At 29.6% G+C, this 21760-nt stretch carries 22 protein-coding genes; 2 read left to right on the top strand and 20 right to left on the bottom strand.

The genetic code is table 11. The features are described from left to right. Positions 1-16: 16 nt before the first annotated feature. On the top strand, positions 17-379 hold the full coding sequence (locus G594_RS18480) for a lecithin retinol acyltransferase family protein (RefSeq protein ID WP_081663594.1): 363 nt from the start codon (positions 17-19) through the stop codon (positions 377-379). A gap of 148 nt (positions 380-527) precedes the next feature. Here G594_RS18480 and G594_RS0106540 read toward each other — a convergent pair whose 3' ends face one another. From G594_RS0106540 to G594_RS0106505, 8 genes are all read right to left on the bottom strand, one after another. After that, the gene (locus G594_RS0106540) at positions 528-875 is read right to left on the bottom strand and encodes an FMN-binding protein (protein WP_027097851.1); all 348 of its coding nucleotides are present in this window, start codon (positions 873-875) and stop codon (positions 528-530) included. A 15-nt stretch (positions 876-890) separates the two neighbouring features. Further along, on the bottom strand, positions 891-2315 hold the full coding sequence (locus G594_RS0106535; RefSeq protein ID WP_027097850.1) for a flavocytochrome c: 1425 nt from the start codon (positions 2313-2315) through the stop codon (positions 891-893). Between the two features lie 110 nt (positions 2316-2425). Continuing rightward, positions 2426-3112 carry a response regulator gene (locus tag G594_RS0106530; RefSeq protein ID WP_027097849.1) on the bottom strand — a complete coding sequence of 229 codons (687 nt, stop codon included), beginning with the start codon at positions 3110-3112 and terminating at the stop codon, positions 2426-2428. Between the two features lie 14 nt (positions 3113-3126). Then, the gene (locus tag G594_RS0106525; protein WP_027097848.1) at positions 3127-4662 is read right to left on the bottom strand and encodes a Spo0B domain-containing protein; all 1536 of its coding nucleotides are present in this window, start codon (positions 4660-4662) and stop codon (positions 3127-3129) included. A 23-nt stretch (positions 4663-4685) separates the two neighbouring features. Further along, a complete protein-coding gene (locus G594_RS0106520) occupies positions 4686-5555 on the bottom strand; it encodes a GNAT family N-acetyltransferase (RefSeq protein ID WP_027097847.1) in 870 nt (289 codons plus the stop codon). Between the two features lie 78 nt (positions 5556-5633). Next, positions 5634-7541: a bifunctional 4-hydroxy-3-methylbut-2-enyl diphosphate reductase/30S ribosomal protein S1 gene (locus G594_RS0106515; protein WP_027097846.1), complete on the bottom strand. Its 1908-nt coding sequence runs from the start codon at positions 7539-7541 to the stop codon at positions 5634-5636. Between the two features lie 30 nt (positions 7542-7571). Beyond that, on the bottom strand, positions 7572-8228 hold the full coding sequence (gene cmk, locus G594_RS0106510; RefSeq protein ID WP_027097845.1) for a (d)CMP kinase: 657 nt from the start codon (positions 8226-8228) through the stop codon (positions 7572-7574). Positions 8229-8298: 70 nt separating this feature from the next. Beyond that, positions 8299-9513: a BaiN/RdsA family NAD(P)/FAD-dependent oxidoreductase gene (locus G594_RS0106505; RefSeq protein WP_027097844.1), complete on the bottom strand. Its 1215-nt coding sequence runs from the start codon at positions 9511-9513 to the stop codon at positions 8299-8301. 389 nt (positions 9514-9902) lie between these two features. On the opposite strand from G594_RS0106505, the gene G594_RS0106500 reads away from it, so the two are divergent. Beyond that, positions 9903-11891, top strand: a complete 1989-nt coding sequence (locus tag G594_RS0106500) for a chitinase (protein ID WP_034865960.1) — start codon at positions 9903-9905, stop codon at positions 11889-11891. A 53-nt stretch (positions 11892-11944) separates the two neighbouring features. Here G594_RS0106500 and G594_RS19575 read toward each other — a convergent pair whose 3' ends face one another. From G594_RS19575 to G594_RS0106435, 12 genes are all read right to left on the bottom strand, one after another. Beyond that, on the bottom strand, positions 11945-12739 hold the full coding sequence (locus G594_RS19575; protein WP_051195922.1) for a CAP domain-containing protein: 795 nt from the start codon (positions 12737-12739) through the stop codon (positions 11945-11947). Between the two features lie 100 nt (positions 12740-12839). Further along, positions 12840-13772, bottom strand: coding sequence for an exonuclease domain-containing protein (locus G594_RS0106490; RefSeq protein ID WP_027097842.1), 933 nt, complete (start codon positions 13770-13772; stop codon positions 12840-12842). A 466-nt stretch (positions 13773-14238) separates the two neighbouring features. Beyond that, a complete protein-coding gene (locus G594_RS0106480) occupies positions 14239-14697 on the bottom strand; it encodes a GNAT family N-acetyltransferase (RefSeq protein WP_027097840.1) in 459 nt (152 codons plus the stop codon). A gap of 18 nt (positions 14698-14715) precedes the next feature. Further along, the gene (locus G594_RS0106475) at positions 14716-15399 is read right to left on the bottom strand and encodes a YjjG family noncanonical pyrimidine nucleotidase (RefSeq protein WP_027097839.1); all 684 of its coding nucleotides are present in this window, start codon (positions 15397-15399) and stop codon (positions 14716-14718) included. 76 nt (positions 15400-15475) lie between these two features. After that, positions 15476-16255 (bottom strand): PhzF family phenazine biosynthesis protein, encoded by a 780-nt coding sequence (locus tag G594_RS0106470; RefSeq protein ID WP_027097838.1) that lies wholly within the window; start codon positions 16253-16255, stop codon positions 15476-15478. Further along, positions 16245-16565: a hypothetical protein gene (locus G594_RS0106465; RefSeq protein WP_027097837.1), complete on the bottom strand. Its 321-nt coding sequence runs from the start codon at positions 16563-16565 to the stop codon at positions 16245-16247. Before G594_RS0106465 ends, G594_RS0106470 begins: the two co-directional genes overlap by 11 nt. Further along, positions 16558-17058 (bottom strand): RNA polymerase sigma factor, encoded by a 501-nt coding sequence (locus G594_RS0106460; protein ID WP_034865958.1) that lies wholly within the window; start codon positions 17056-17058, stop codon positions 16558-16560. The genes G594_RS0106465 and G594_RS0106460 overlap by 8 nt, the downstream gene beginning before the upstream one ends. A 17-nt stretch (positions 17059-17075) precedes the next feature. Then, the gene (locus G594_RS0106455) at positions 17076-18932 is read right to left on the bottom strand and encodes a hypothetical protein (protein ID WP_027097835.1); all 1857 of its coding nucleotides are present in this window, start codon (positions 18930-18932) and stop codon (positions 17076-17078) included. A gap of 114 nt (positions 18933-19046) precedes the next feature. Continuing rightward, the gene (locus G594_RS0106450) at positions 19047-19370 is read right to left on the bottom strand and encodes a hypothetical protein (RefSeq protein ID WP_034865956.1); all 324 of its coding nucleotides are present in this window, start codon (positions 19368-19370) and stop codon (positions 19047-19049) included. Between the two features lie 95 nt (positions 19371-19465). Then, a complete protein-coding gene (locus G594_RS0106445) occupies positions 19466-20278 on the bottom strand; it encodes an alpha/beta fold hydrolase (RefSeq protein ID WP_027097833.1) in 813 nt (270 codons plus the stop codon). Positions 20279-20360: 82 nt separating this feature from the next. After that, the gene (locus tag G594_RS0106440; RefSeq protein WP_027097832.1) at positions 20361-20579 is read right to left on the bottom strand and encodes a hypothetical protein; all 219 of its coding nucleotides are present in this window, start codon (positions 20577-20579) and stop codon (positions 20361-20363) included. A 129-nt stretch (positions 20580-20708) separates the two neighbouring features. Beyond that, positions 20709-21521 (bottom strand): dimethylarginine dimethylaminohydrolase family protein, encoded by an 813-nt coding sequence (locus tag G594_RS0106435; protein ID WP_027097831.1) that lies wholly within the window; start codon positions 21519-21521, stop codon positions 20709-20711. Between the last annotated feature and the right edge of the window lie 239 nt (positions 21522-21760).

Genomic DNA, 21760 nt, shown 5'->3' with positions numbered 1-21760 from the left:
AAAAGTTGGTGAGAAAATGAAGAATATTAACTACTTTTTTCAAAAGAAAAGAGCTAATTTTGGTGATATTATAAGTGTAAATAGGGGGCTATATAGACATTATGGTGTATATATAAGTGATAATACAGTAATTCATTATGCATCCTTTGGTGGAGATTTTGGTAGAAATGTATGTATTCATGCAACAAGTTTAAGAAAATTCCTAAATGGTTCTATGGGATATGAAGTTTGTGTTTTCCCTGATGGATTTAATGGTAAAGAGACGGTAAAAAGAGCTCTATCTAGAATTGGAGAAAGGCGTTATAGCCTATTTGCAAATAACTGTGAACATTTTGCAACATGGTGTAAAACTGGGGTATCTTATTCAAAACAAATTTGAATAGATAGTTATAAAAAAACTCTGCTTGTCAGAGTTTTTAGTATTTTCTATTAACCATAAAGATAAGAGTAAGTCAAATAAAAATATAAAAAGGAACTGACCATAAAGTCAGCTCCAATATTTGAATAAAGGGATTTGTGAATTTTAATTACTTAGTTGCTCCTTCAAGTGCCTTATTTACTGCTTCTAAAACACCCTTTGAGGAATTTGTAGCACCACTTACAGCTTCAACGCCTTCAGTTCCTTGCTTTTCAATAATTTCTGGAATCATATTATCCTTAACTCCATCAATTAGTGTCTTTGTTTCTTTATGTTCAACTACTTCAACAGTAGAAATTTTACCTTTTTCAACATTAACTTCAACCTTAATTGTTCCTGAAGTTCCTTGAGCTTCACCAGTGTAAGTACCATCTGTATACTTTCCACCTCCACATCCAACAAGAACACCAGCTGTTAATATAGCTGTAGCTATTAATGAAACTAATCTCTTCTTCATATCTATTTCTCCTTACTATTTTACTAAAGCAGCAGCATTCTTACCTGCAACTCTTCCATATACAACAATATCAGCTAAAGCATTACCACCAAGTCTGTTACCACCATGTACTCCACCAGTAACTTCACCTGCAGCAAATAATCCTTTAATTACATTTCCATCTTTGTTTATAACTTCAGCATTTGTATTTATCTTAATTCCACCCATTGTATGGTGAACAGCTGGAGTTACAGGAATTGCATAAACCTTACCTTGGTTTAATTGTCTTGGTAAATCTTCTCTTCCAAATTCACTATCAACCTTTGAAGATACTGCCTTGTTATATGTATCTACTGAAGCTTTCATAGTTGCCTTGTCTATTCCTAGCTTTTCAGCTAATTCTTCAACAGAATCTGCTTCTGTAACAAGTCCCATGTTGAAGTATTCTTCTGTAGCCTTTAAGCTCTTTCTTAAACCTTCATCAAAGAAAAGGTAAGCAACCTTATCATCTTGTTCTAATATAGCTTTAGAAACAACATCTCTAGTTAATAATTCATTTATAAATCTCTTACCTGATTTGTTTAATAATATTGCACCATTTCCTCTAACAGCTTCAGTAACCATTACTGCTTTATCAGGAACAACTGTTGGGTGAGTTTGAATTTCTGCCATATCAACAAAATCTGCATTAACTGCTTCTGCAAGTTTTATACCATCACCAGTAGCACCATTATGGTTAGTTGTAGCAAATCCTTTAAGGTCAGCCTTCTTTTGAACTACCATTTCTTGGTTTGCAGAGAATCCACCAGCAGCAATTACAACTGCCTTAGCTTTAATTGTATATTCCTTACCTTCTTTATCTGTAGCCTTAACCCCTTCAACGTTTCCATCTTTATCAAGGATTATTTCTTTAGCTTCATTCCATAATCTTAAGTCTACCTTTTCCTTATCAGCAGCTACTTTTAAAGTATCTACTAAGTGAGCACCTACCGCTGCTCCTCCAGTTGGTCTGTGAGTTCTATAATTTGTTGAACCTGCCATCTTACCAACATCTGAAAGGTCAGCTCCAATATCAGTTAACCATTTAACTGCATCCTTAGCTTCATTTGCTAGCTTTTCTACTAATTCAGGATTGTTTTTATCATATCCACCCTTCATAGTATCTTTAATCATTTGCTCTATGCTATCTTCAATTTCTTTAGCTTTTTGTTGGTCAGTTTCAGCAGCATTTAATCCACCTGTAGCTCTGTTAGTGTTACCACCTACTATAGGCATCTTTTCTAAAAGAACTACCTTATTTACACCTTCTTGTTTTGCTTGAACAGCTGCAGATAACCCTGCTCCACCTGCTCCAATTACAACAATATCAGCTGTTTCGCTTTTACTTCCACATCCTATCATACCGAATGTTGGAATTGCTATAAGTGCACTTAACACTAATGCAAGCACCTTTTTCTTCATAAGTTTATCCCCCTTATAACTAAATTGTTTTCATTCAACAATTAAAAGTATAAGGGGGATATATCTTTACAGCAATAATTTGGTCTTATTGTTTATTTTGTTCATTTTGTTCATGAATTTAATAACATATAATAATTAGTAGGTCTTCCTATCTTTCCATATTCACAAATCTTATCTACCTTGTTTTCCTCATATAACTTCTCTAAATATCTTCTTACTGTAACTCTTGAAAGTCCTATTTTATCAGCAATTTCTTCAGAAGTTAATTTTTCATTTGGATTCTCATAGAGAAAATTAATAATACTTTCATAGGTTTTAATATTTATCCCCTTAGGCATAGATGATTCACTACACTTTGTAGTTTTGCTAAGCATAAAACTATCTATATGCTCTTGGTCTAACTCATCCATAGCATAGAGCTCCTTCTTAATGGTCCTATACTTCTCTAAAGCTTCCTTAAGTCTATCAAATCTAAAGGGCTTAATTAAATAATCCATAGCTCCATACTTAAATGCATCTCTTACTGCCTCTTTACTTCTATCTGCGGTAATTAAAATTGCATCTACTGTTATGTTCTCATTTCTTGTCCACTTTAGAAAATCTATACCATTCCCATCAGGTAGGAAAATATCAATTAAAACTAAATCTATCTGATTTTTTAATTCTATGATAGCCTTTTTAGCTTCTTCTATTCTTCCACATTCTTTTACAAGCTTAATACCTTCTACCTTATTTAAAAATTGAATATTTATAGACCTAACCATAGGATCATCTTCAATAATCATAACTTTTATCATTTGTAAATCCTCCATTAAATCACTATATCCCATATGGTTTCATTTTCATCAGAAATTAAATTTATAGTGCCACCATTTCCTTCTATAATCTCTTTTATATTATAAAGCCCCATACCCCTGAAGTCTCCCTTTGTAGAATATCCTCTAGTAAATAACTTTTCTTTTCCGTATTCATCAATCATTGATCCATTATTCTTCACAATAATTTTTATATTTTTGTCTTGATATATACCAACAAAAATATATCCTTCATCTCGTTTAGAGACTTCCTCAATTGAATTTTGTATTAAGTTACCTATAATAATGAGTAGTTCATTCAATGAAAGCCCCCTAGGTATTTCCTTAAAGTTACTTTTTTCATCCACTTCAAATTTAATCTTTGCTTCATCTGCTCTATTATATTTTGCAAAAATAAGCCCTTGAATAGAAACTTCTTTAATATTTCTTAATGAATCAGTAATTAACCCTCTCTTTGAAGTGGTATTAAATATGTATTCAATAGCCTTATCATTTTCCTCTAATTGAATAAGTCCTGCTATTGTATGTAATTTATTCATGAATTCATGATTTTGAGCTCTTAAGTTCCAAAATAGCTCCTTAACCCCAGTTAGTTCTTCTGCCATATTTGTTACGATAGTCATATCTTGAATACTGGCTATTCCACCTTCTACATTTCCTGCATCACCAAAAATGGTATAGAAATTAGCCATAATAATGTTATCATCAATTCTAATCTCTTTGTTAAAAACTCTAGACCTTCTATACATAGTTTCCATTAGGTTGTCTAGAATAACACTAGGGACGTGAGTCCTAGAATTGATTTTTAGGATTTCCTGTGCCCTTGTATTCATCAATCGAACATCGCCAGTTATATTTATAGCAATAAGTCCATCATGAACATTATTAATTATTGACTCTCTTTCAAAAAGAAGTAGTGCTATTTGATTTGGTTCAAGACCAAATATAGATTTTTTTATATTTCTTGCTAATATTCTAGCTCCTAAAATAGATATCATTAAAGTAATGAAAAGCATAGGCAATATTTTATTCGTATACTTTTTCATTTCGTATAGCATATCACCTGCTAAAATACCAACAGATACTGCCCCTACTTGTTCCCCTTCATAATAGACAGGGACAAATGATCGTATAGAAGGACCTAGGCTTCCTGTTTCCTTTGACACATAAGATTCACCATATTCAAGTACCCTATACTTGTCGTTCTGTCCAAATTTAACTCCTATATTTGCAGGGATAGGGTGTGAATATCTTATACCATCCATATCCATAACTACAATAAATAAAACTTTTGTTTTTAATCTTAAGTTTTCAATGAAATTTTGAACCTTCATTGTACTTATTTCCTTATTTGCTAAGGTTTCTTGTACTAATGGTACTGATGAAACAACCCTACCTGTATCTAGGAGCCTTGCTCCAATATCTTCTTCAATTCTTCCCTTTATCATTTCATAAGAAAAGAAAGATATAATTAATATAGTTCCACTAATTAAAAATATAATTAACAAAGTAAACTTATTTTCTAGTTTCATAGAAACACCTTTTCTTCAGTAAATTAAATAAGATCCTTTGCCCAAAGCCATGAGCAAAAGTCACCTATATCTTCAAATCCAACACTACTATATAATTTTTTCGCATGAAAGTTATTATGATCTACCCTTATATAAATATCTTTCATATTTGATCCTTTTGCCATATCTAGAAGCTTAATTAATAGATCTTTACCATAACCTTCATTTCTATATCCATTAACTATCCCAAAGTTAACAATGAGATTTATATCTCTATTATAAATTATTTGTCCATATCCAATTATTTTATTTTTAACCTTTATAAAAACACATAAGTCCTTTAAATAGTATTCTTGTTTTATATCATACTTTATATCATCTACTGTAAGAGGGGTTCTATTATCTTCATTGAAAATTTCATTTTGCAGCTTACATCTAAGTTCATCATCTTTTCCTGCTTCACATAGACTAAATGTTGCATTAGTTACCCTTCTTTTAGGGTTAAAGTCTTTAATATTAAGCTTCATAAGGTTAGTAACCCTAATTTTATTCATTTTCATAGTATTAATTAAATATCTTGTATATGCATCTTCATAACCTTCATATATTACTAAGCTACTTTTAAATATTAAAAGAACCTTTTCGTTAAAAAAATGTATATACTCTTCCTTTAAATACATGTCAGATATTTTTGTTGATTTAGATGTTGAAACATCTGTCCACATATATCCAATATATTCGTTCTTATATTTTATAAGCTTTACATACTTTTTCACAAAATATTTTACTATAAAGGATTGATTGTCATAATATTTATAAAAATTCAATCTGTATGGGGTTTTATTTCTAGCCTCATATAATAATTTCTTAAACTCCTCTGTGTTTTTACTACTTAATTTCTCAATTACCATCATAAACACAATACCTCATAAAACATAGTGAAAAGAACTCCCTAATATAATATGGGAGTTCTTTTAATTTATTACCTAAATTTAAACGTCTTTAATACTTAAGCTAATTCTTTTCTTTTCAGCATCAACAGCTAAGATCATAGCTTTAACTTCTTCCCCAACCTTTAGCACTTGTGAAGGATGTTCAACTCTATCATGGCTTATTTTAGATATATGAACTAATCCGTCAACACCAGGCTCTAATTCAACAAAAGCACCAAAGTCATTTAATCTAACTACCTTACCTAAAACAACAGTTCCTTCTGGATATTTTTCATTAACCTTTGCCCATGGTTCTTCAGTTAATTGTTTTATACTTAATGATAGCTTGTTAGTTTCTTTATCAAGATCTATAATCTTAACCATAACCTTAGAGTCTTTAGTTAATACATCTTCAGGCTTTCTTACATGGTTCCATGAAATTTCAGAAAGGTGAATAAGACCGTCTATTCCATTAATTTCAGCAAAAGCACCAAAGTTTGTAAATCTCTTTATTTCTGCTTCTACTACATCTCCAAGATGTAATGTTGACCAAGCTTTTTCTTCCTTTTCAGCCTTGTCTTTTTCTAATATAACTCTTCTTGAAGCTACTATTTTAGAAGGATTTTCTTTAGAGAATTCTATTAACTTAACCTCTAAAGTTTGCCCCTTTAACTCTTCTTTGTTCTTTACAAACTTAATATCAATTTGTGAAGCTGGGATAAATATTCTAACTCCATTTAAATGAGCTACTAATCCTTTTTCCATTACAGTGTCTATTTTAACTTCGAAAATTGCTTCTTCATTATATAACTTTTCTAGTTTTTCCATGGCTTCTTTCTTTTCAAATTCTAATCTTGAAAGAACAACGTAATTATCCTCATTCTTAAGTTTAATTACCTTAGCCTTAATGCTGTCTCCAACTTTTAGTTCTTCTGCAAAATTTGAAGGATCTTGAAGACAAGTCAATTCCTTAAATGGAATAACTCCATCTGACTTATATCCTACAAGAGAAACTAATATTTCATCTCTTGTTTTTGAAAGAATTTCTCCTTCAACTTCATCACCAATTTTGAATCTTCTGTCAAGTTCATTCATTAATTGTAATTGATCATCCATTTTGTTTAGTTCATCTTGCATAATATTAATAACCTCCCTAATTATCCAATCTGGTGTTGATGCACCAGCGGTAATCCCTATTGTTTTAAAGTTTTTATTATTTATATATTCTACTGGTAATTCAGAAGAATTTTCTATATGTATAGTATTTTCACAATTTCTCTTAGCGATTTGATAAAGCTTTGTTGTATTAGAACTATTTTTTCCTCCAATTACAATCATAGCATCAACTGTTTTAGATAATTCATCAGCGTTCTTTTGATTTACTTCTGTAGCATTACAAATTGTATTGAATGCAAGTACTTCTTTTGTATTTGAAGATAAATTATTTAAAGTTTTCTTCCAATTCTCTTCTTTTTCTGTTGTTTGAGAAACTGCACAAACCTTACTAGGCACATTTTCTGGTAAAGTACCATCCTTAGTAATTAATGCCTTATTATCGCACCATCCATTTATACCTATAACTTCGGGGTGTTTTTCATCACCTAATATAACAATGTTATATCCTTTATTTGAATACTTTTCCACCTTCTTATGAATGTTTGTTACATAAGGACAAGTAGCATTCTTTACAATAAGTCCCCTATCTTCTAGTTTTTTAATAACATCCTTAGATACTCCGTGAGATCTTATTACTACCACATCGCCTTCATCTAACTTATCAATATCTTCTAAGTTCACTGAAAAGATATTATTATTTTCAAGATACTGAACCACATCATTATTATGTATTAGTGGGCCTAAAGTATATATTTTTTTATTGAATTCTTTTTGTATTTTTAAGGATTCATCAACCGCTCTTTTTACTCCAAAGCAGAATCCTGCACTCTTTGCAACTTTTATCTCTCTCATTTCCTATACTCCTAAGTATATGTTTCTCATTTACTTAATATTATTACTAATTACAGAATTAATCTTTTCTGTAACCTCTTTTATGTTAAGTCCAGTTGTATCTACTTCAATAGCGTCATCAGCTTTTCTAAGTGGATCAACTTCTCTATGAGAATCCTTATAATCTCTTTCTATTATATCTTTTAAAATCACTTCATATTCGCATTCTATATTTCTTTCTTTAAGTTCTTTAAATCTTCTATTTGCTCTCTCCTCTGGAGTTGCAGTTAAGAAGAATTTAAAAGGTGCATCTTTTAAAACTACTGTTCCTATGTCTCTTCCATCCATTATTACATTAAACCTTTTAGACATTTCTCTTTGAAGTTCTACAAGTTTTACTCTAACTTCTGGAACAGAAGCATAATCTGAAACGATTCCACTAATTTCAGGTACAGTTATTTCATTTTGGATATTAACACCATTTAGCACTAAATCATCATTAACAAACTCCATTTCCATACCTTCTATTAATGCACATATATCATCAACCTTATCAGGAGTTAATCTATTTTCATTAGACTTTAAAGCAACTGCTCTATACATGGCTCCTGTATTTATATACATTAAATCAAATTTCTTAGCTACTAATTTAGCTATTGTGCTCTTACCTGCTCCTGCTGGTCCATCTATTGCAACTGATATTCTCACAGTAATTTCCGCCTTTCATAATTAAACACTTATATTATAGATTATATATATTTTTACCTTTTCAGACAAGTTAAATATTTGAACCTGCTAAAAAGCCAGTAGCTAATGCTATTTGTACATTATATCCACCTGTAAAAGCATCCACATCTATTACTTCACCTGCAAATGATACATTTTCAATTATCTTAGACTTCATAGTAGATGGGTCTATTTCCTTAACACTTACTCCACCTGATGTTACTATTGCTTGATCTATTGGTCTTAAACCTGATATTGTCATAGTCAAATTCTTTAAAAGGGTAACTAAAGTTCTTCTTTCAACCTTAGTAATTTCATTTACCTTTTTATTTTCATCAATTTCAGAAAGCTTTATAATTATTGGAATTATTTTTTGAGGTAATAATGCATCTAAAGAATTTTTAAAAGCCTTATTTAAGGCACCTTGGAAGTCCTTTTGTAGCCTTTTATCAAGAGCTACTTCATCTAAAGCAGGCTTTAAATCAATAGTTAGAGTATATTTATGATTTCCTCTAATAAATCTACTTCCACTTAATATTAATGGTCCTGTTACACCAAAGTTCGTAAATAGCATTTCTCCTTGGTTTTCATATACAGTTTTTTTATCCCTTTTAATTTTCACATTAACATTTCTTAATGAAAGACCCATAAGTTCTTTTACCCAATCCTCCTCTATGTCCATAGGAACTAAGGAAGGTTTTAAATCTACAATTTTATGTCCCATCTTCTCAGCAAATACTTGCCCTTCTCCTCTAGAACCAGTAGCAGGATAAGAGGCTCCTCCTGTTGCTATAATAAAATAATCTCCTTCTATCTTTTGTTTTCCATTAACTACAACAGCTTTAACCTTCTTTTCATTCATTATTATATCTGTAACCTTATTTTCAAGAAGAATTTTCACATTAGCCTTTTTTAATCCATTTGATAATCCCTTTATAATATCTGAAGATTTATCTGACTGAGGGAATACTCTTCCCCCTCTTTCAACCTTTAACTTTATACCTTCTTCTTCAAAGAACTTCATTGTATCTTCATTTGTGTATGTATAAAGTGCACTATATAAAAATTGAGGATTACCAGGAATAAAATCAAAAAACTCTGAAATATCCTTTGCGTTTGTTACATTACAACGCCCTTTTCCTGTTATATATAATTTTTTCCCCAATCTATTATTTCCATCTAATAAAATTACTTCATTTTCTTTACCAGCAGTCATAGCTGCCATCATTCCAGCTGGGCCAGCTCCAATTACAATTACTTTCTTCATCCTTAAAGCCCTCCTTTACATCTTATAATATAACTAGTTTATCCTTTTAAATCAACTAGATTTAATTTTAGGACCTAAAAAGAGGAGTGGATATTTATTTTGCTTGTTCTAGATATAAAAAACAAGTCACTTTAAAATAAATATTCACTTCTTTATAGTTAAGATGTAAAATTATAGCTTTATTCTATTAAAAATTAATAAATCCTCCTTTTAATTATAATCCTATCTCACTATAGTTACACATTTTCTTATATAAGTCATTTAATTATTCAGCGGTTATAGCTACAATCATTCAAAATTCAGCTATTTAAAATTTCCTTAATAAGATTTGAATAATTGGTATTTTCGAGAATATATTTGCTATGAAGTTATAAAAGGAGGTATAAAAAATGGATGGGTATAACCCTAAAAACAGAAAAAAAATAGCAGTTGCATTATCTGCTATCATTCTTACAAGCCAAGCAATTCCTGTAAATGCACTTACAAATGACAAATTAAAAAATAATAAATATACTTACACAACACTTAATACTCTAATTTCTTCAAATGATACTGAGGCACCTGGAGTATTTCAAATTTCAAAAAACGATTGGGACGGATCACCAAACTATACTATAACAATGAATATGTGGTATGGAGTGAATGGTGATATTTGGAGGCTTTACGAAAATGGTGTTCTAATTGCTGAAGTTCCATTAATAAACAATACTCCAGCAGCTCAAACTGCTCAATATACCTTTACTGACAAGCCAAATAAAACTTATGTTTATACAGCAGAGCTTGTTAATTCAGCTGGTGTCACTCAAGCTAGAGAGTCTGTAACACATGTTGTTACTAAGAATGAAAAACCTATAGAGGTTCCTTTGCCAGAATCAGCTTCAGGTTTACCTGCTGTTGGATATACAGTTTTAAATGAAGACGAAAATACATTTGAATGGGCTGTATTTATTGCAAATCCAAATCCATCATATATGTGGAATGGTAGAGATTTCTCTGCTTGGGGACTATCATTTGAAACAGATAACGAAATAACATCTGTATCTAATTGTGCTTCTTATACTCAAGAGAATGGAAAGGTAACTATTAATCTAAAGCAAGATGAAAGATTATTAGGCTCTAAAACAACTAGAGTATTTGTTGTTCAAGGTAATAAAAAAGATTCAAAAGCTCCAAGTGCCTTTACTCCAAATATATTTAGAGGAAATATAACTTATCCAAAATATCAAGGATTGCCTTCTTCATGGAGTAAAAATAAACCAGACTTAAATATAAAAGATCTTATAGAAAATGAAGCTGAATACTATAGTACAACTGTTAAAGGTAACACAGGTAATAAACTTATGTATACAAATCCAGCTCATCCAACTCAAATTCAATTAGGGTTACCTAATTCAATGCCTGTTCCAATAAATGGTGTTAATGGATTAAAAATATGGATTCCTTCAGAATATTTAGCAATGGGCATTGCTACAGGAACAGAATTATTTGGCTTAAATCCAAACTTTATGATTGGCCTTTCAATTAAGGAAAACTTTACTTGTGGCCTTGCTCCAATAGAATCTGGTTATAATGAAAATATTGTTACTGTAGACGGTAAACAATGGTCATGGCCAATTCAAAAGAAACATCCAGATGGACCTTTCCAACAAGAAAAAGGTAATTTTAATGAAGTAAAGAAACAATACCCTGATTATTTACCATCAACTGCAGAACATGAAGATTATGTAACATTAAAAACTGGAGATATTGATGATCCATCTTATGTTCATGCAGCTATGACTTCATATATTAGCTTAACAATGACACGCGAATTCTTATATGCTATTCCTAATAATAAGTTTGATGAATTTATTAAGGATGCAAAAGATCCTTGGGCTGAATTTGTCTTAGTTGATAATGCTTATAATAGAGGTGTTTATGGGTTATTACAAAGAAATTTATTTACAACTCATAGAGAACAAGCTATCAATACTAATGACATAAATGCAGAGTTCCAATTATCAGGATTTGCAAATCACATTGAGAATATAAGTAATGTTATAAAAGAAATGGATAAGGAAACTTCAAATATTTATGATGCAAAAATAACTTGGAGCGAAATGGAAAATTATTTTGATGAGTTTAGAAAGTTCTATGGTAATGGTACACCGTCAGATTCTGAATGGAATGATATGAAATCTGATGTTAAGCGAGCTTTTGATATCTTATCTGAGCATTGGGGCGATGGAACTATATCTTATAGGTATGACTTCTTAACTTTATTGAGAGTAGCAGAACAATATCTTCCTGAAGATAAACATCCAAACCCAACAGGACCATCTTGGATAGAACAAATTGTTTCAGCAAACAACCAAGCTGCTTCTGCTCCTTCTAAATAGAAATAAAGGGTTACATCTAACAATTAAGATGTAACCCTTATCATATTTTTATACTATTTAAGTGGTGTATAGAATATTTGTGTTGCATATAACTTTCCGTTTCTAAAAGTAACACCTATTCCTATATCAGTATACCCACTATTTAAAATATTCTTCCTATGCCCTTCTGAGTTCATCCAACTATTTGTTATAGAAGCCCCACTTATACTAGAAGCTTGTCCACCAGTCATAGTATATATGTTTTCACCAATTCTTGAATAGTTCCACCCATCTCTCTTGGCAATATCTTGAATATATCCATTCTTGGGTGATTTATGATCAAAATAATTTAAATCTAGCATCTCTAAAGATTTACTTCTAGCATAACTGTTAGCTGTTGAATTTCTTTTTAATGCTGGTAATCCTTGTTTTTGTCTCTCTGCATTTGTAGCGTTGAAAATCTCATCCTCTACCCTTGCTAAATAATCTCCATTATTTTGTACTGGAGCTTCAACCTTAGTATTTGTTTCTGTTTTATTTGTTGAAGGCTTAGTCACATTTGTAGAAGGTTTTTTAGTTGTATCTTTTGTAATAGTCTTAGTTGTTTCATTTGTATCTTTTACAGCAGATTTATCTTCAACTTTTGTATTGTTAGCGTTTACTTGGACCTTGTTTCCATTACTATCACTATTAACACTAGGTTCATCAACTACTTCTTTATTCTCCTCTTTTATTTCTTGAGGAACAGACGTCATTTCTACCTCATTGGAATTATCGCTGGTTTCCTTCTTTGATACAGAACATCCAGTAAGAATGCTTGTACAAATCATCCCTGTAACTAATAGGGTTATTATTCTTTTTCTTCCCATCTAATCACTCCTTTTGTTTTTTTAGAGGTCATGTATAAGATAACATGGAAAATGAATGGTAATCCATAGTTGATGAATGGTGCTATTTGTAATATATTACCTAATGAGTAATACCTTCCTTAGTTGCTATTGATAAAAATTCCTCTTCAGTTAATATATCTATATTTTGACCATTATTTATTAAAGATTCTGCCTTCTTTAGCTTTGTAGATTTATACATATCATCCAAGTACTCTCTACCCTTTATGCCTGTAATTAAAACATCTGTCTTTTTAGTTACACTAGTTCCTATAATGCCTCCTAATTTCATCACTATCTTAAAGGCTTCATTTCTTCTCATAGAATCTAGTGGACCAGTAAATACTACAGTTTTATCCAAAAAGTACTCTGTATTCTCATTTAGAGATAGGCTTAAAGCTTCTTTCTTTGTATCATTATTCTTATGTTTTATAAGGGATGTACATGGCTCATACCCTCTATCATAAACAGAACCAATATTTAAGCCTCCATTAATATGTAATGAAAGTAAATCCTTGATTCCATAATTTTCACTTATATGGATTAGTATTTTAGCACAAGCTGTTGCATCCTCTCCTGCGTGATGATGTTCAAATTTATGACCAACATATTCTGCAAGTGTATTTAATTTATGATTTCTTACATCCTTTATCTTATTTTTGGATAGTAAAACAGTACATATATAATGTAAATTAGGATATTCAAATCCATAATAATTAAGCAAACTTCTAAGTACACTTAAATCAAAGGCAGCATTATGAGCTACAACTAATTCTTCATCAAAATAATGTTTAATTTTAGGCCACAACTCCCCAAATGTCATTTCATTTTCTACATCCTGTGGGTATATACCATGAATCCATATATTGTGAGCATTAAATCTCATCTCTGGAGGTTTTATTAAGTGGTATTCTGTACTTACAATTTTATTTCCTTTTACCTTTGTAATTCCAATTGCACAAGCACTATTTCTACTTTCATTTGCTGTTTCAAAATCTATTGCTACGAAATTCATTGTAATCATCCTTCTTTTCTTATCTAAAGATAAAATACCACTTACTAGGCAATTATACAATGGTATATTTTCAATTTTTCATGAGTAAACTAACTTTGAATTATTTTTATAGGTGATTTTATGAATAGAATTAAATTGGGAGTATACTTTATTCCTGGAATTTTCATATTACTCTTATCAAGTATTTTATATTTAATACTGGAATATCATACTTTTGGTGGCATTTCAATACTTCTTTTAATAGGACTATATCCTATTGTATCAGTACTACAAGGAGTTTTTGTAACATTAAACTCATATAACATATATTTAGCAATAATTATTTCGGCATTTTTTATTTATATCACTTTCCTTTTATATTTTAATAAAAGCCTATATGTGTATATGGTTATTTATTTAATACTTGAATTTATTTCCTATATATTTGTAAAAATCTTTAAAGAAAAATAAAGGTTGTACTAGTTAACTAATACAACCTTTTTTCCATTGAAACATCACATCTTGAGCATACTTCACTGGAATTATATTTAAAACCTGATTTTTCATAAAGCGGAATAGCCTTATTTAAAAGTGAGTTTGTTTGTAGAGTCATAACTTTATAACCTAACTTCCTTCCCATCTTTAAAGCATCATCCATTAGTTTTTTTCCTATACCTTTTCCTTGATAATCTTCAAGTAAATACATTTTTCTTAGTTCACACTCATCATCACTTATATGGTATACGCCAACAGAACCTATAATTTTATTATCATCTAATACTACTTCAAACCAGCCTGAATTATTTAAGTAATATTTTTCTATATCACTTACATCAAAGTCTGCCCCATCAGGTTCAAGGCCTAATCCATACTTAGACAAAGCATCTCCAATAACCTTTAAAACCTCTTTCTCATCGCCCTTTTTTCCTAACCTATAGGTAATCATACTGCCCCCTAATATCTTTTATAAAATTTCTTTTAATTCTTTTAGTGAATGTATTTCATATGTTAAGTTTAAACCAGACTTATTTTCTAAGTGGTTTGGATTATACCAACATGTATCAATACCTGCATTTACTCCACCTTGCATATCTGAAGTTAAGCTATCACCAATCATAAGCACCCTAGATTTATCCTTATATCCAAGCTTATCTAAGGTGTAATCAAATATTCTTGGATCTGGTTTTGATATCTTTATCTCATCAGATATTATAAGCTCTTGGAAATAATCCTTTAATGGAGTCTTACTAATTCTACTTTTTTGAACATCCTTAAGTCCATTAGTTACTAAAGCTAGTTTGTATTTTTTACTTAAATAATCTATTACTTCAACTGAATCTTCAAAAAGGTATGCTCCTTCCCCAAGAAACTTAGCATATGCTTTACTAAAGCCTACAGCATCAAAATCTACTTCCACTTTCTTTGAAAATCTCTCAAATCTTTCTACACGTAATCTATCTGCTGTTATTTCTCCCCTTTCAAACTCTTCCCATATATGTTTGTTTATTTGAGAATAAAGCTTTAAACTTTCCTCTTCATCTAACTCTAACTTATAATCCTTTAAAGCCTTTAAAAAAGCTTGCTTTTCTGCCATTTTAAAATCAAATAATGTTTCATCTGCATCAAATAATAGTAATTCATATTTCATATGTATTGCCACCCTTCTGTCGTCATTTAAGAGAATTATAACAGATAATGAAAATACATCCAACCATCTCTTTTATCTAAATTTCAATTATTCCTTCTAAATATATCTTTGCTTCTCCAGATATATTTACTCTATTATCCTTTAGTATACAGTATAAGGTACCTCCCCTTTTAGAAAGCTGTTTAGCAACCAAATCAGTTTTATTTAATCTTTTAGCCCAATATGGAGCTAATGTACAATGAGCAGAACCTGTAACAGAGTCTTCATTTATTACACTATTAGGCACAAAAAATCTAGATACAAAATCACAATCCCTACCTTTAGCAGTAACCATTATTCCATCGTATCCTAGCGACTTTAGTATATCCATATTAGGTTGTAAATATAAAACATCTTCTTCATCTCTTAATACTAGCATTAAATCTCTAGCTTCATAAGCATCTATTGGAATAACTCCTAGTGCTTCAAATACTCTGTCATCAATTTCCTTTCTTTTTCCTTCTAAAAGCGGAAAATCCATAATAATTTTATTTTCATCTCTATTTACCTTTAACTCTCCACTTAAAGTATTAAAAAGTATTTCATTTATATCTTTTTCATAATAATTGAAAATTACATATGCAGCTGCTAAAGTTCCATGTCCACAAAGTTCAATTTCATATTCTGGAGTAAACCATCTTAATCTATATCCATTTTCTTCTTTAACAAAGAATGCAGTTTCAGACAGATTATTTTCCATTGCAATATTTTGTAATATTAAATCACTAGGCCAAGCTTCTAACGGACAAACTCCTGCTGGATTACCTTTAAACACTTCATTTGTAAAGGCGTCTACTATATAAATCTTATTTTTCATTATTACCCTCCCTTTCTATACTATATTCTTGTACTTTTGGTGCTATCTCCTCTTTAGGTGCTATTTTCTCCTTGTAGTATACAGAAAAAGCTACTGGAAGTACACATATTAAAATTGAAAAGGCAGCTACTGCAACTACTGGAATTTCTATTTCTCTGTTTATGAAATTTCTTATTTTATCTAAAATAGATTTTTTCTTTTCTTCTTCTTTAATATCATACATAATTTTATTCTTTAACTCTTCTGAAGGAAGTAGTCCACTCATTTTTTTGTTAAAAAATTCCTTCATATCATTATCAAAATTATTCATAGTTTACCCCCTCCTTCCTAAGCTCACTTCTAAGCTTTTCTTTTCCTCTACTAAGCCATGTTTTTATGGTACTTTCATTCCTTTTAAGTACATTACTAATATCTTTAATTTTCATATCCTCATAATAGAATAAGTACAGTACCATTCTGTATTTTTCATTCAAAGTTCCAATACAACTTGATATTAATAAGGTTCTATCCTTTTGTATATAATCATCTTCGATGTTACTATCTACACATAGAGAATAATCAAGCTCTATAGTTTCTTTATTTTTACCCTTTTTATTCCTATGATCTATACATGTTCTTACAGCAATTGTATAAATCCAGGTATATAAGGAAGAGTTGCCTTCAAATGTTTTTAAATTCTTATATATTTTTATAAAAATCTCTTGAGTTAAATCCTCTGCCTCTTCCTTATTTCCAGCTTTATAAAGACAAAGCTTATATATTTTATTTATATAATCTTCATAAATCTTTTCAAAATCCCCCATAAATGTTCCCCTTAATACTAGAATAATGGATTAATATGATAGCCCAATCCATGCTGAAAATATTCATACATCCATTTATACATTTTCATTTCTGATTTATCATAGTTTAATTTATATAACTCTTCTAAATAGTATAAATAATCAATTTTATCCTTTTCTGTAGAATTAGATTTCAAAATATAATACTTTAGTATTGGATATATATATTCTTTTTTATATCCCTCTTCAGCTATTCTCTCTTTAAACCATTCTATACCTTCACTTACTTTGCCTTCAATAATTAATTCATCTCCATTATTTAAGCTTTTCTTAGTTGATTTTAAAGTAAATACATTATTTATATTCAACCTTCCACATCTATATCCTTGCATTGCATTTTTTAATTTATCTTTTGGTACAATTTGAACATAAATATCTCTACCATCAATTGGACCTAAAATATTTACTGGCTCATCACGGAAACTATGAAAAGTCTTATCATAGTAGGAATCATATAAATAAATCGACGACATTAAACTTCCATCTACTAAAGGTAATTTATATTCTGTATTGGTTATGTCTGAATATGTTGCCATATAACATTGAACCCCTTCATTCTCATTTAATCTTCCTGATGGTATATATATATTTACATCATAACTCATTGCACCTTCTACTGGAGTCCACTTTAGCAAATAATTTTCCCCAGTCATAATATCGTTTTCCTCATTTAACAATTTTACTTTTTTAACCAACTCTATATTTTTAATAATACTTTCATCATTATTTATATCAATAAACTCATTATTAAGATCATAAGTAGCATAATTTAATATCCATTCATCTCTTAAATAATCTGGCAATTCAACTTTTACTACATAACTATCTTCTTTTAAATTATTAAATGAATAGTTTCCATTTTCATCCGTATAGGTTACAAGATAATTCCCATAAGAAAAACTTTCTTTTTTAAAATGATATAGCTTAACCTTCTGGTATGGAATAGACTTTTCTCCTGCTGTAACCCTCCCCTTTATAATAGACTTCCCACTCATAAGCTTATTGTCCATATAAAAGCTATCTTCAAATAACTCTCTAGAATTGATAGAGTCTAATTCATCATAATATTCCTTTATCATTTTATTATCAAACGTAAATACCTCTTGATTAAAAGCTACTTGCCCTCTATCACTGGTGATTTTATATCCCTCATCTAATTCACCATTTAGTAGAAGCATATCTAAGTATAACGTTTCTATATCTATACTGTTATTTTCTTTATATAGCTTTTCTGCCTTACTTAAAGCTTCTTCTTTATTGCCAATTCTAGACAAATAAGATATCTCTGAAATCCTAGCTGCTAGTTTTACATCATCATTATTTGAATTAATATAATTAGCATAAAGGTTACACGCCATTTCCTTCTCATTACCATCTAGATATAAATTAGTTAAGTTTATAATAGACTTACCAAGAATTGCGTTACTTTTACCACTTTTAGTAACATTTTCAAAGTGTTCAACTGATTCTTTATAATCATCATAGGACAAGCTTATATATTCTTCACAAATCTTATTTCCTGTTATAGCAAGCTTTGGATATTTACCATCATCATAACCCGAGTTATAGCCAATTGAATACTTTATGGGAATATTACTATACACACATTTTCCCATCATATAACTCGCACTATTTTTGAAGGAATTTACCTTTGGCCATGAATCGTAAAGTTTTAATAACCCATATGCATATGCTCTATAAGGGGTGTCCCCAATATATTCATTTCCATCAAATAAAACCTTTGCTGAAAAATATAAAACATTTGGAAATATAATAAATAGAAATAAGGGGATAAACAATAAATGCTTAATTTTCAATTTAACTTTTTTACCCATAATTCCTCTCCTTTTTCTAATTTATTATCTTAGTCATAAATTCTACTAAAAAAGTTTCATTCTTCTATATAAAAACAAAGAGAAATTGCGTTGCAATTTCTCAACCTAAATTATTTATAAAGTAATTATTTTTTGATAAATTTCTTCTGAAATTTCTAAATCTTCTAAATTTATCTTATTTGGATTTGTAGTTAAAGGATATTCTTTAATCCAAATATTATCATCAACAATCATACCTGGAACTATAGCCTCACCTGGATTTTCATCATAAACCTCTTCAATATTCTCATCATTTGTTAGTATAACTAACCTCCTACAAGGCTCATCATCTTCACCATAAATATTAAAAAAAGCGTTGTATTTATCAAATCCCTTAATAGAAACAACTATTTTCAAATTAAATTTTAATTCTTTTGCTACATCCATAAGCTTTAACATATTAACACCCCGTATAAATAAAACTATAATTATAATAACATAATTTTCAACGATAAAAAAAGATACGCAATAAAGAAATTGCATATCTTTTTAAACTAACTATCTATAAATGTTTTAAGTTCCTTATTAAATCTATCCTTTTCATCATAAAATAGTCCATGGCCACTCTTTCTAAATTTAATTAGCTTAGAGTTTTTTATGAGTTTGCTTTGCTGTTCACTCAACTCTGGTAAAACAACTTGATCATGAACTCCTTGTAGAATCAATGTAGGAATATGAATATACTTAAAATCTTCAAATAAACATTCATCTATCCACGTTTGAGCAATCTCTGCTGTTGCCCATCCTGCTGCTTCTAAACCAAGGTTCAAGAACCAAGTGGCAAAGGGAATACTTATTTTCCTATAGAAAAATATTTTACCAAAGTCATCTAACATCTTAGGTCTATCTGTGTATGTCCCGTTAATTATATTATCAACAACATCTTTTTTTATCCCATAAGGGAAATCTTTTCTTCTTATTAAGCTAGGTGCCGCTGCTGCACAAAGAACTAGTTTAGATACACTAAATCCTTTATGTCTTGCCATATATCTAATAGCAATTGCACCACCTGTAGAATGTCCAACCAAACAAATATCTTTTAGGCATAGCTTTTCAACTACTTCTTTTACATCATCTGCTAATGTATTATAGTCATAGCCCTTTGATGGTTTATCAGACTTGCCAAAGCCTCTTTGATCAATTCCAATACACCGATATCCTTCTTTAATAAAATAATCATACTGATATTCAAAAAGCTCATGACTTCCAGGCCATCCATGTAAAAACACTATTGTTTTATTGCTGTTTTGGTTAATATCCTCAACATAAAGCTTTGTACCATCCTTAGACTTTACGTAATAACTCATTATTCTACTCCACAAAAATAATCTTATTTTATAGTACTCATATATATGAAAAAGTGATAGTAAATTAAAGGAAATAATAAGATTAATCGTAAATAAGTACTTTCATAACTTTATCAGTATAAATTATAATACTACATTTATCTGTTTTAATTTTTAAATAATCTGGCTCTTTAGACTGTAAATAAGCCATTAATGTTGACATAGTTTCATTTTTTATAATGTAATAGCTGCCACTATCCATTGATTCATTTGTTGTAAATTTAATTTCTTCTCCATTAATTAATGTTAATTCTACTTTCATGTCATTACCTCTTTATATTCTTTAATGTATTCTCAATTATAAATTTCTACATTAAAATTAAAAGTCCTTTTATCTCATAATATTTATTCAAAATTAAAAGCATGTATAATGATACATGCAACTATTTATTCATTCTCTCAATAGATAGAGAACGGAACAACCTAAACTTCCATCTCCTTTTATAATTTCTGAGTAATCTATATAGCTTACCTCATATCCTTCTTTCACAAGAATCTCAGAAACATTTTTATTACTACTTAATAACTTTTTATCTCCTAAATATACATAGTTAGTTCCTAAATCATCTGCATCATCTTTGCTTATTTCTATTAAATTAGGTATATATTCTTCAATAACTTTTCTATCAAAAACATATGGAGATACAACTCCACTTCCTTTATCCAATGTATTAAATACACAATCTAAATGTATTTTACTATTATCAAAATAAATAGGTATTACCTTCATATCTATATTCATCTTATTTAATACTTTTTCTAATTCCCTGCAAGCATCTATAGTTGTTCTTGTACTTATACCAACAAAAAGTACTCCGTCATAATGAATTACATCTCCACCCTCAATTGTGTTTTCCAAACAATAATATTTTAAATTATGATCTTTAATATATTTTTTTAGATATATTATTTCACTTTTTCTTTCATCAAGCTTCATATTACACAGGAATAAAATATCATTAACTACAAATCCTACATCTTGAGTGAATACTTGATGATATAAATTTTTATTTATATCTATAAAACTAACTTTTACTCCGTTATTACTTAATGAATTTACGAAGTTATTGTACTGACTAAACATAAGTTCGTTATTAATTTTATTATAAAAAGGACTATTTTTCTTAGTTATTTTAAAATTAACAGGATAACAAAGAAGGCAAGATTTTAATTTATCACATTGGTTACTTTGAAATATCTTCATATAACTACTCCTAACATACTTTTATAGCAATAGTTTAGTCAAATATTAAAGTAATTATGTGCCACTAAAGGCAGATAAAATAGGTTGTATATTCTAAAGTATTGGTTAAATTAATTGTGATTAAGAAATAAGGAGGATCTTAAAATGTCTAAATTTACAAAAGTTGTTGAAATGGATATTGAACACTCAAAACTACATATTAAAGGAGAAAAAGGTAAACCAAAGTCAAATAAACATAA

Origin of the sequence: Clostridium paraputrificum AGR2156, from assembly GCF_000424025.1 — a bacterium.
GTDB classification, from domain to species: domain Bacteria; phylum Bacillota; class Clostridia; order Clostridiales; family Clostridiaceae; genus Clostridium; species Clostridium paraputrificum.
The sequence above is the reverse complement of the archived record's forward strand: the minus strand, read 5'-3'. Positions and strand labels throughout refer to the sequence as shown.

Bases quoted from the DNA above. Each gene is read 5' to 3' on its own strand.
- G594_RS18480 (WP_081663594.1), top strand. From the start codon at position 17: ATGAAGAATATTAACTACTTTTTTCAAAAGAAAAGAGCTAATTTTGGT.
- G594_RS0106540 (WP_027097851.1), bottom strand. From the start codon at position 875: ATGAAGAAGAGATTAGTTTCATTAATAGCTACAGCTATATTAACAGCT.
- G594_RS0106535 (WP_027097850.1), bottom strand. From the start codon at position 2,315: ATGAAGAAAAAGGTGCTTGCATTAGTGTTAAGTGCACTTATAGCAATT.
- G594_RS0106530 (WP_027097849.1), bottom strand. From the start codon at position 3,112: ATGATAAAAGTTATGATTATTGAAGATGATCCTATGGTTAGGTCTATA.
- G594_RS0106525 (WP_027097848.1), bottom strand. From the start codon at position 4,662: ATGAAACTAGAAAATAAGTTTACTTTGTTAATTATATTTTTAATTAGT.
- G594_RS0106520 (WP_027097847.1), bottom strand. From the start codon at position 5,555: ATGATGGTAATTGAGAAATTAAGTAGTAAAAACACAGAGGAGTTTAAG.
- G594_RS0106515 (WP_027097846.1), bottom strand. From the start codon at position 7,541: ATGAGAGAGATAAAAGTTGCAAAGAGTGCAGGATTCTGCTTTGGAGTA.
- G594_RS0106505 (WP_027097844.1), bottom strand. From the start codon at position 9,513: ATGAAGAAAGTAATTGTAATTGGAGCTGGCCCAGCTGGAATGATGGCA.
- G594_RS0106500 (WP_034865960.1), top strand. From the start codon at position 9,903: ATGGATGGGTATAACCCTAAAAACAGAAAAAAAATAGCAGTTGCATTA.
- G594_RS19575 (WP_051195922.1), bottom strand. From the start codon at position 12,739: ATGGGAAGAAAAAGAATAATAACCCTATTAGTTACAGGGATGATTTGT.
- G594_RS0106490 (WP_027097842.1), bottom strand. From the start codon at position 13,772: ATGAATTTCGTAGCAATAGATTTTGAAACAGCAAATGAAAGTAGAAAT.
- G594_RS0106480 (WP_027097840.1), bottom strand. From the start codon at position 14,697: ATGATTACCTATAGGTTAGGAAAAAAGGGCGATGAGAAAGAGGTTTTA.
- G594_RS0106475 (WP_027097839.1), bottom strand. From the start codon at position 15,399: ATGAAATATGAATTACTATTATTTGATGCAGATGAAACATTATTTGAT.
- G594_RS0106470 (WP_027097838.1), bottom strand. From the start codon at position 16,255: ATGAAAAATAAGATTTATATAGTAGACGCCTTTACAAATGAAGTGTTT.
- G594_RS0106465 (WP_027097837.1), bottom strand. From the start codon at position 16,565: ATGAATAATTTTGATAATGATATGAAGGAATTTTTTAACAAAAAAATG.
- G594_RS0106460 (WP_034865958.1), bottom strand. From the start codon at position 17,058: ATGGGGGATTTTGAAAAGATTTATGAAGATTATATAAATAAAATATAT.
- G594_RS0106455 (WP_027097835.1), bottom strand. From the start codon at position 18,932: ATGGGTAAAAAAGTTAAATTGAAAATTAAGCATTTATTGTTTATCCCC.
- G594_RS0106450 (WP_034865956.1), bottom strand. From the start codon at position 19,370: ATGTTAAAGCTTATGGATGTAGCAAAAGAATTAAAATTTAATTTGAAA.
- G594_RS0106445 (WP_027097833.1), bottom strand. From the start codon at position 20,278: ATGAGTTATTACGTAAAGTCTAAGGATGGTACAAAGCTTTATGTTGAG.
- G594_RS0106440 (WP_027097832.1), bottom strand. From the start codon at position 20,579: ATGAAAGTAGAATTAACATTAATTAATGGAGAAGAAATTAAATTTACA.
- G594_RS0106435 (WP_027097831.1), bottom strand. From the start codon at position 21,521: ATGAAGATATTTCAAAGTAACCAATGTGATAAATTAAAATCTTGCCTT.